Annotated in this window: 5 protein-coding genes and 1 pseudogene; 3 read left to right on the top strand and 3 right to left on the bottom strand. The window is 40.3% G+C overall.

The features are described 5' to 3' along the window. Positions 1 to 124 precede the first annotated feature (124 nt). A pseudogene (sigK, locus tag L1028_RS28100) lies at positions 125 to 636 on the top strand (RNA polymerase sporulation sigma factor SigK); the annotation flags it as partial. Between the two features lie 718 nt (positions 637 to 1,354). On the opposite strand, the gene L1028_RS28095 reads toward sigK, so the two are convergent. Further along, entirely contained in the window at positions 1,355 to 2,245 is an 891-nt protein-coding gene (locus L1028_RS28095; protein WP_234541268.1) for an AraC family transcriptional regulator, read from the bottom strand. Between the two features lie 215 nt (positions 2,246 to 2,460). Here L1028_RS28095 and L1028_RS28090 point away from each other — a divergent pair, with 215 nt between their 5' ends. After that, complete coding sequence (locus tag L1028_RS28090; RefSeq protein ID WP_234541266.1) at positions 2,461 to 3,399, top strand: ROK family protein; 939 nt, start codon at positions 2,461 to 2,463, stop codon at positions 3,397 to 3,399. Between the two features lie 4 nt (positions 3,400 to 3,403). Further along, on the top strand, positions 3,404 to 5,152 hold the full coding sequence (locus L1028_RS28085) for a class I mannose-6-phosphate isomerase (RefSeq protein WP_234541265.1): 1,749 nt from the start codon (positions 3,404 to 3,406) through the stop codon (positions 5,150 to 5,152). Positions 5,153 to 5,234: 82 nt separating this feature from the next. On the opposite strand, the gene L1028_RS28080 is transcribed toward L1028_RS28085, so the two are convergent. Together L1028_RS28080 and L1028_RS28075 are read right to left on the bottom strand one after the other, a co-directional pair. Beyond that, the gene (locus L1028_RS28080; RefSeq protein WP_234541264.1) at positions 5,235 to 7,646 is read right to left on the bottom strand and encodes a glycoside hydrolase family 38 N-terminal domain-containing protein; all 2,412 of its coding nucleotides are present in this window, start codon (positions 7,644 to 7,646) and stop codon (positions 5,235 to 5,237) included. 66 nt (positions 7,647 to 7,712) lie between these two features. After that, positions 7,713 to 10,688, bottom strand: coding sequence for a glycoside hydrolase family 2 TIM barrel-domain containing protein (locus tag L1028_RS28075; protein WP_234541263.1), 2,976 nt, complete (start codon positions 10,686 to 10,688; stop codon positions 7,713 to 7,715). Between the last annotated feature and the right edge of the window lie 3 nt (positions 10,689 to 10,691).

The raw sequence follows: 10,691 nt of genomic DNA, 5'->3' as shown, positions 1-10,691 counted from the left end.
CTCTAACTCTAACTCCTCCCTGGATGCAGTTATCAGGCTGTTTGCAAGTGTATTTATTTTTTATGTTTGTTTACTGATTAAGTATAAAAAGTAACACCGGTGACGATCTACATCGTATCGTGTCCATAACCTCAAGAAATTCGATAATACTGGGGAAAACATGGAGGATCTGATCTCCATCGGAACTATTGGCCTGATCAAAGCTATTGAGAGTTACCGTCCAAACAAAGGCACGAAGCTCGCGACCTTTGCTGCTCGTTGTATTGAAAACGAAATCCTGATGCACCTACGTTCGCTTAAGAAGACTCGTAAAGATGTATCTCTCCGCGATCCGATTGGGACAGACAAGGAAGGTAATGAGATTACACTTATCGATATCCTCGGCTCTGAAGCCGATGATGTCATTAAAGAGGTCGATCTTAAGATTGAGAAAAGCAAGATTTATCGTAACCTTGATATTCTGGATGACCGGGAAAAAGAAGTTGTCGTTGGTCGGTTTGGATTGAATACTGGTGGGGAAGAGCGGACACAGCGGGAGATTGCCAAGGAGTTGGGGATCTCGCGAGTTATGTTTCGAGAATAGAAAAAAGGGCATTGATGAAGCTGTATCATGAGTTTTATAAGGCGAAGCGGTAGGATCTTAGATAATAACTAAAGCTTAACAATAGAGTGTTTGAAGCGACTTGCCAACAAGGGAGTTGCTTTTTTGTTAATTCAAGTAGTTGGGCTAAATGAATATAAAAAAAGCATATTCAGAAAATTAACTTTTTAACTGCTGAGGGGTGTTATTATGACATACAAAGAAATTTATGATCTCCATATTCAATTGTTACATGTATATGAGAACAATGAAAAGTACCAAGGTCCATATCAGAAGCAATTTAATTATTTTAAGAGACAGTTTTTTATAGCTGAAGATATAGTAATGATGCTGTGATTTAACCCGCCATGACCGTGCAGATCACCACTTATAATAACTGGCTCTAGGTAGCCCTGCAATGGCTAATAGACGAGTAACCCCGTGTAGGACACGCAGTTCCTCAATACTGGCAAACGATACGTGAGCGTCCTTTCATTGGATCGGATGAGTAGCCCTTACGAGTATCGAATACTTTAGCTGTCTTTCCCATCTAGATACTCTCGTACTGCTGCCGTCTGAAATCTTCCGTGTATGATTGAAACACTTGTCCTTCCTTAGCGATAAAAATATCCCTCCAAGTTTCACTCGTTCCTCATGATAACATCAGTTTTTTTAGTGTCTACTTGAAGAACAAAAATATAAAACAAGTTGAATACGTATATCCCAAAGTGCTTTGATTTGTCCTATTTTCGTTTGGATGAAAACAATTGGTGCTTACAGCGTTTGTTGGTAGAGCTTTCTCTTGAACTCCCCAGGAGGCATTCCCATTTCTGCTGAAAAAACAGTGGTGAAATAGTGAACTGTTTTAAAACCTGACATTTCTGAAATTTCTTTGAGGGTAAGGTCGGTATCTGAAAGGAGGATACTGGCTTTTCTCATTCTCTCTCTTTTAATATAATTTGAAAACGATTGGCCTAATTCATCCTGGAAAATACGTGATAAGTGTCTTTCTGAAATGTGAATAAAATCCGCTACGTCGCTCATTTTCAATGATTGAGACAGGTTGTCATGGATGTATAGCTTCGCTTGATATACTAAGGACGAATAAATACGAATTTCTTTATTCTTTTTGTATTTAATTTGTTGTTCATTAAATAATCCAATAATACTTGAATAAAAAGAAGAACATAAGCCTTGAAAGCAGTCGTTGAACAATAGATATAAATCACAGGCCATAACGAGGATCGAAGTCCATAGTTTTACAACGGGAGTCTGGCCAGCATCATTAATAATGAATTTTTTCGTTTTTTCTAGATTAGTAAAAAGTTCTATTAATTTCTTTGTAGATTTTGTTTTTATAATTTCAAACCCAACAAAAATAATTTCCAATCCAGTTTCACTTAAAATTTGGTGTTTAACGTAGGGGCGAGAAAGGAAAAGGGACCCACTCGTTATATGAAATGAATGTCCATCATCCACATACTCACCTTCACCGTTGACAATATAGCACAGTTCAAAATAAGAATGTTGATGTGGCTTGTTATTGTAATGATTGGGTTGAGCACCCCAATAGTGAATTAGAATGGAAGCATCACTTCCATTGACTTGTATGGATTCCTGATTAAGAGCAATTGAACCATCTATAAACAAATCAGTCCATTCCATGCCTGCCTTCCCCTTTCAAAATACTAATGAACCACATTAATGTTCCCACTTTGATAGTAGCATATTTTTCCACGCGCGTATCATGAATGTCTCGATTTTATAAAAATATGACTGGTTTCTCAAAAGATTAAGGAGAGAGCAAGATTTATACTAGAAATAAGAAAAATGATCCATATAAAAAGGGCATTTTCCAAAAAGGGATGTGAAGAGTTGTAATGAATAAATATTCGATCGCATTTGATGTCGGAGGATTGTTTATAAAATCAGCTGTTTTAAACGACGATGGGGAAATAGTTCCTAACTCGTATGCCATTTTCCCCTCGAAATCAAAAGAGACTAAAGAAGGTATCATTGAACATTTGGTGTTCATCATTAAGCAGCAAACAAATGGGATTTTGGATAAAGACTTCGAAATAACTGGAGTTGGCTATGCATTTCCAGGTCCATTTGATTATGAAAAAGGGATAAGTTACATCAAAGGTATCGATAAATTTGAAGAGATATACGAAGTGAACCTTCGTGATCTATTAATAAATCGTCTTAAACAAGAAAGTTCTTTTCATTCAAAGACAAGTAATGAGTTTCAGATTGTTTTTGATAATGATGCGAGCTTATTTGCTTTAGGAGAACATGTAGCCGGAAAGGCTGGAGGTTACAACAAATCCATATGTTTAACCATTGGTACGGGGGCAGGATCGGCATTTATGGAAAATGGAAAGTTGGTAAGAGACAGACAAGATGTACCGGAAAATGGCTGGATCTATAATCAACCATTTAAGCAATCCATAGTCGATGACTATATTTCCAAAAGAGGTATCTTACAACTGGCGAATGAACTAGGCCTTAGTACAACAGACATCGAAGTGGAAACACTAGCTGCTATGGGCAAAAATGAAGACCAGAAAGCAAAGATGGCATTCCGAATGTTTGGGGAGTCTATCGGAGAAGCTTTAAATCCATATATAAAAAGTTTTAAACCAGATGCGATCATTCTTGGCGGTCAAATTACAAAAAGTAAAGATTTGTTTATGAATGGGGTTTATGAAACGCTTGAGAACAAAACGGTAAACATTGAATGTTCCGAAGAAACCTCACTGAGTACATTTAAAGGTGTAGCAAATCTATTAAAGCAATCTATTAGAAAGAAGGGATAAAATAATGGCTAATTTTAATATGTACCCAGAGATACTAGTATCCAATTCAAATGATCATGCTTGGCAAGATTACGGAAACATTAAGAATGAGCTTAATCGGGCAATAAACAGACTAGGAAAGCAAAAGACAATCGTTACCATCGATTGTTACCCTGGCGTAAAAATGGAAGAACTAAAAGCTAACCTTGTTTCAGTTATGGAACCTGCTTATGCATTTTTTGCTGATGATTTATATTATTCTAGCGATAAAGTAACGGATATGATTAAATTTCATCTAACAACGGATAGAGTATTTGGGAAGATGTCGCTTCATAATTTTGGGGATTTTTTAGATGATGAACGTTTAAAAGAGGCTAGAAGTGCTATTAATAACATTGATAGCGGTTTAATCATTATTTATGGTTCTGGTGCTACTCTTGTATGTGATCCTGATATTCTCATATATGCTGATTTAGCAAGGTGGGAAATCCAAAAAAGATATAGTAATAATGAAATTTCCAATTGGAGAGTAGACAACCGTAATGAGGATGCGGTTAGAAAGATTAAAAGAGGCTATTTCTTTGAATGGCCAGTTGCGGACAGACATAAAAGGAAGTTGTTTGAAAAAATAGATTATCTATTAGATACGAACTGCAGCAATGAACCAAAGCTGGTAGAGGGGGCAACCTACTTAGCTGGATTAAAGCAAACAGTCAGCCAGCCTTTTAGAGTTGTTCCTTACTTTGCCCCTGGAGTATGGGGTGGGCAATGGATGAAAGAAAAGCTTGGTCTTGATCCGTCAGTGGAAAACTATGCTTGGAGCTTTAATGGTGTACCAGAAGAAAATAGTCTTTTTCTAAGATACGGGGACGTAAAAATTGAAGTCCCAGCTATTAATGCCGTTTTTAGACATCCAGTTGATCTTTTGGGTGAAAAGGTATATGGACGTTTTGGCGCGGAGTTTCCGATTCGATTTAATTTTTTAGATACTTTTGGGGGCGGAAATCTTAGTTTACAGGTTCATCCATTGGTTGATTATGCGCAACAAACGTTTGGGGTGCATTATACGCAAGATGAAAGCTATTACATCGTTGATGCAGAAGATGATGCTATCGTTTATTTGGGTGTCAAGGATGATATTGATTCCAATGAAATGATTCAAGATTTAAAACAATCATATGATGAGGGCAGTAAATTTGACGATCAAAAGTATATTAATCAATTTCCAGCTAAAAAGCATGACCATTTTTTAATACCAGCAGGTACTATTCATTCGCAGGGTAAAGATTCCTTGGTATTAGAAATAAGTGCAACACCCAATTACTTCACGTTTAAATTATGGGATTGGGGACGGCTGGGGATGGATGGGATGCCAAGACCTGTCCATCTTGAACACGGAATCAATTCTATTCAATGGGAAAGAGACGAGATGTGGGTCAGTGAAAATATAATAAATTGTCTAGAACAAATAGGTGAAGGCGATGGATGGATCGAAGAAAAAACAGGCTTACATGATAGGCAGTTTATTGAAACAAGAAGACATTGGTTCTCAAGACCAGTCATCCATAACACTGATGGCGGTGTCAATGTTCTCAATCTAATAGAGGGTGAGGAAGCTATAGTTGAAAGTCCTACAAATGCCTTTGAGCCATTTGTAGTTCATTATGCTGAAACATTCATCATTCCTGCAATGGTTGGCAGCTATTCGATACGCCCCCATGGTAATAGCGTAGGAAAAGAAATTGGGACAATCAAGGCCTATGTTAGAACATAACAGAGTAATATTTTCCAGTTGTGCTGACCCACGTCGAAGAGGACATCATTCATAGATGTCCTCTTTTTGGTACAATATGCTTTTAAATAAAAGAATAATATCCTAGAACAGGACAGTTAGTAGCTTTTGCAGCTTGAAAGGCTTCATCTACGTTATTCGAATCATTTAGCAGAAGGGAATAACGATATTGATGGAAACCGCCTAAATCTACTTTGAAATTGGTTTCCCAGAAATTGTTCATTACCCATGCATATACATCATCAATATTGTTGACACCTTCTTCACCACATAATTTGATCTCATGTGATTTAATATCTCCCATCATGATCAGTGGTGTATCAGGTGTCGCGATGATTAGAGAGCTGTTCGACGACTGATAGCACATGCCATCTTGCAAGGCATAGAAATCCGTACATGTTCCAGGTAATTGGTCTATTCTTGGACGGAAAATCGTGCCCGTTTTTTCAACCCAAAATTCTTCATTGTCATAGCCTGTTGTGAACGGCAATGCCAAATACAAGTTTTCCGGTTCCCACACGCTTGTTTTATGGAAGCGGAAATCGACATCAATTCGAGGAATCTCTTTGTATGCAGTTAGGATAAGAGAGCTGGCATTGGTGCCTTTCAGCTGGTAACCGAGCTCAACACGAGAATAAAGTGGTCCGTCTTCCAATACAGTGGCAGATAGGAGTTTTCCGATATCTCTTTGCGTATGCACGGCCTTGCGGTTGCGTCCCATCAGGCGCCTTTCCTCGTACTGGGTTGTTTTCACTGGCGTTACTTCATAAATTGGAGTAAAGGCGCTAAACTTGCTGGTTGGTTTGATTAGCTCCTTATCATTGATTTTGTCATAGATCGAAGTGATGCCTTGTTCTTCTTCATATTGAATACGGAAGAACTTGTTTTCCAGTTTATAAGGAGTTATAACTGAGCCCGTCTGAAGTGCTTCGGCATATGTTGTTGCCAAATCGTTTACACCCTCGACTGCTATCTTGGCACAATTACCAGCTGAAATTAAAGGAGGTGCGGTAATGTCTCTGATCAAGTAGCTTTTCTTTTGCTTAGCATCTAACTTCACTAGGATATTGATTTCGTATCCACGAGCATAATGTCCGATTTGATGAGGTACAACTAGTCCAGTATCCTTCTCCAGTATCTCAAAATGCCTGTGTCCAAATAAAGATTCCAAACTAACATTTAGGATATCTATTACAGGGAAGTCATGTGGATTAATAGCTCCAAAAGTCAGTTCCTTATGGACTGAGGTAGGAGTTTCACCATGGAAATAAGTGATTTTATTGATAGCTCTTGAAGCAGATTCGTTCGCTTTGAGCGCAAATAAGCTTTTCCTTAAATCGAGTTTATTTACATTCGGATGCCATGGCTCATCGATGGATGATGAATAACCCCAAGTGTGCTCAGCATAAAACATTAAATTGTACTCGATACTGTCGAATACTTCTTTGCCTATAATTTTCCCATCCGGATCCAGCTGACGTGCAGCGTACAGCTTTCTGCTTGCTTCACGATAATGCTGGACGATATTTGGTGTAGAGCCTACGCCATCAGCCCACCAATCTGTCCAATCGCCAGAATAGGTTGGGATTTCAACTTCAGCTTGGTTTAGAATATCAAAGAATTCATCCAGTGTTACCATCTGAAGCTCAATTTCCTGACCGTGTATCGCATTGTATTCATGAATGAATTCGATGATTTTGGTACTTGCAGGAGAGTTATCTCTCATTATTCCTGAGATACTGACTGGTACGAAATCATAAGGATGCTGCTGCTCTCTTAGCACTCTTACATAGGCCTCGATTCTTTTTTTTGCCATATCGAAACTACTCAAGTGTTCATGCATTAGACCATCATGAATCGTATACTCATAATCATATTCGTTACAAACCAGCTCATTGCCGATCAGGTAATGCTCTCCATTCCATACAAGCAACTTATTCCCCTTTGGCGACTGCCAGTAGAAAGGCATTTGCTTCTTGAATAAAGGGTGGTAGCCATGATGGGTATGAATGCAGGACATCAAGTTTCGGATCCCATTCTCATATAGCGCATCAGCATATCCCCAGCCATAGCCGTTAATATCAGCGGTCATGGCAGAAGTCATTTGAATCGAGTAACGCTCCATATTTTTCACACTGCGAGCGATTGTATTGTTTAGAACGGTATAATCAACTAATTCTGTCATGTTGAGATAGTTGCCGGATAGTCCGATTTCACCCGATTTGACATATTTAATAAAATCATCAATATAGGATTGATCAGCGGTTTTGAGGAATTTCTCTACGCACCAGAAGCTTTCACAATTCCATTTGAAGCCTTCCCACTTGGTTTCCCCCGCATGAATGGCATTTAGAATATCAATGACTTCTTTAATATAATAAATATGATGCAGTTCTATTTTTTCTTGATAATCGGTATAGCCTATATCTGTATGACTGTGATGAATCAAATATAAAGTGAATTTTTGTTGTGACATTTGATAACCTCCATCATAAAGTTTGTTAAAATAAATCTGAAGTAATTACAAATATGTTGGAGGAGATTAAAGGTTTCTTCTAGGTATAAACATATAGTCGAACACAAATTCTTTCTCGGTTAAACGATACTGCTCGATTGTGTAGGGACCACAGCTTCCAGAGCCGACTCCCGTCATCGCATAGTCAATGTTCCAGACAGTGCAGCCGCCTTTTTGCAGTTCGAAATGATGTTTTTTGGCAGCCAGTTCTTCTCGGGTATACTCCGAGGCGCAGAAGCTGAAAGGCTTTGTGCTGAATGCCTTAAGTGTTGTATTTGCATTCGAGAGTGTACATTCTTCTGTGCCGGAGTGCGAGCCGTTCTCCTGCGGATAAATATAGTTTTCAAAAAGATCAGGCACGGTTGCGTTAAACATACTTTTATAACTACCAGCGTGTTTATCGCTATAGCTCTCTTGAGGGCCATAGCCGAAATAGGTACAATTCTGAAAATCCTCGGTTAGAAAATAGCGCATCCCAAAACGCGGTAGATAGGCCAGATCCTTACGTACGGATACATGCATAGACACTTCTACGGCTCCGCTTCCATACACATTATAAACTGCTTGAATATTGCAGAAAGGAGCTGCACGATCTGCTACAAGTGACAGAGGACAGGTAATGGTAACACTAGTATTCGATTGCTCCACTACTGTTTCGTATGTGTAGGCATAAGCTGCATCCAGCCGCAGGCTTTTCCAGGAATTTTGACCGTAACTGGCAATGCCAGCCTCAACCATATCGTTATCCGTAGGGGCGCGGTGAATATCAAACTCAGCTGGTCTGTCAAAACACTCTATGCCGTCTATCTTAAACGAATCAAACGTGCCCAATGCAGTATTAAAATGATAAGAGAATGTCTCACCATTAACCAACCATCCGGTAGGGGTTTGCTCAGCCGTTACGGCAGAGTGCGATACAGGCAAGGACACACTCATATCTTCTGTCGAAAGATCAAATTGATCAAATCCCAAAGATGTTCCGACCGGGATCAGCGGATGTACTGCTTTTTGTAGATATTCAAATTTCAGATAAACACGAGCTCCGTCTATTGGCGGCAGCGAAAGCGGTAATGGTGCTTTTGCGTGCGGGGCAAGGTTGAAGTTAGCAATGCTGCCTTCTGCAATTTTAGTACCGTTTTGCTCTAGCGACCAGACGACGGTAACAGCATCGGAGAGGTCTGCAAAGTCCAGCTTGTTTTCTGCAGAGAATGTATTACCTGCTCTTGTTATATGAACAGGACGGGCACAATTCTTCAGCTCCAGCAAGCCGGTGTGCGGCGTACGATCGGGATAAACGAGTCCGTCTACACAGAAGTTGCCATCATGCAGCACTTCGCCAAAGTCCCCGCCATATAAATACTGTGCATTGCCACTTGCATCATACTGTAGAATGGCATGATCACACCATTCCCACACAAAGCCGCCGGCAAAACCGTCATAACGATAGAACAACTCATAGTATTCGGATAGACTGCCGGGACCATTACCCATTGCATGGGCAAACTCGCATAAAATCAATGGCTTTTTGTTTTCCTGAGCCAGCCTTTCTGTATATTCAAGATCAGGGTACATATGACTTTCTACATCCAGAATATCAAAGTTGAATTTTTCCTGATCCTCAGGCATAAAGTTTTTTGATTCATAATGAAGCAGACGTGAGCTGTCTAGCTTCCGCACAGCATCAACAGCAGCTAACGTATTGACACCTAATCCACTCTCGTTGCCAAGTGACCAGATTACTACACAAGGGCGGTTGATGTCGCGAGTGACTAGACGCTGCACACGGTCCACAATAGCCGTTTGAAACTGCGGGTCGTGATGGACAACCGCATACCAGTCATTATCGCGGAAACCATGGCTCGACCATGCACCATGCGATTCCATGTCTCCTTCGTCAATCACATAGAAGCCGTATTCATCACACAGATGATAAAATTCCGGCGCATTCGGATAATGCGAAGTGCGAATGGCGTTGATGTTATGCTGCTTCATCAACTGCAAATCCCGTACCATTTGCTCGCGCGAAGCCACATAGCCGGTATCAGGATAGCTGTCGTGACGGTTTACACCTTTGAACTTGATCGGCTGACCGTTGGCAAGCAACACATTACCCTGAGCGGATATGGTGCGAATTCCGATCGTGTCTATAATTCGCTCCTGTAAGGTATCAAGAACCATCTGATATAAATACGGCTGCTCGGCATTCCAAAGCACAGGATTTTCTATAGTCAGGCTAAGCGTCTCGTCGCATGTTTCGCCCTGTGCCACGGCCCTGCCCTCGGCGTCCAGGATTTTGACGGATTTAACAAGCGCCGTGCCGAAATCATCAAACTTGAATGATACCGTGGCACTTTCTTGTTGTAAGGATGTTTGTACAACATAATGGCGTACATGATGTTGCGGGCGTTGCAGCAGATATACATCGCGGAAAATGCCCGACATGCGGAATTTATCCTGCGCTTCCAGATAGGTTCCGTCGCACCATTTTAAAACCATAACGGCGATTTCATTCTCACCATCTTGCAAAAACGGAGTTATATCATATTCCGCAGTGGAATGTGAGACCTGACTGTAGCCTATAAATACGCCGTTGAGAAATACATAATGACAGGAATCCACGCCTTCAAAATTCAAATGAAACTGCATTTCTTCTGTAAGCTCCACGGAGAAGGTGCGCTTATAAACACCGCATGGGTTCTCTTTTGGCACAAAGGGCGGATTATACGGTATCGGATAATCAATGTTGACATACTGATGCTTGTCGTACCCGTACATTTGCCAGTTGGACGGAACCGGGAGGACGTTGTCCGAAACACCCTCCAGAGAAGCTTCCGCAAAAGAAGGATAATACGTAAACTTCCAGCTTCCGTTCAAGAGCAATACACGCTCATTATTTTCTTTCGATGTGGTGTTTTTGCTGGGTGCACATGGAATGTAATAAGCACGGTCTGGCATCGTGTTCATGCGAACGATATTCAAATCCTGGTGATAATTATAATTCATACT

Origin of the sequence: Paenibacillus pseudetheri (assembly GCF_924513355.1) — a bacterium.
In the GTDB taxonomy this organism is placed as follows: Bacteria; Bacillota; Bacilli; order Paenibacillales; family Paenibacillaceae; genus Paenibacillus_AQ; species Paenibacillus_AQ pseudetheri.
The sequence above is the reverse complement of the archived record's forward strand: the minus strand, read 5'-3'. Positions and strand labels throughout refer to the sequence as shown.

Coding starts and splice junctions, on each gene's coding strand:
- L1028_RS28090 (WP_234541266.1), top strand. CDS start 2,461: ATGAATAAATATTCGATCGCATTTGATGTCGGAGGATTGTTTATAAAA.
- L1028_RS28075 (WP_234541263.1), bottom strand. CDS start 10,688: ATGAATTATAATTATCACCAGGATTTGAATATCGTTCGCATGAACACG.
- L1028_RS28085 (WP_234541265.1), top strand. CDS start 3,404: ATGGCTAATTTTAATATGTACCCAGAGATACTAGTATCCAATTCAAAT.
- L1028_RS28080 (WP_234541264.1), bottom strand. CDS start 7,646: ATGTCACAACAAAAATTCACTTTATATTTGATTCATCACAGTCATACA.
- L1028_RS28095 (WP_234541268.1), bottom strand. CDS start 2,245: ATGGAATGGACTGATTTGTTTATAGATGGTTCAATTGCTCTTAATCAG.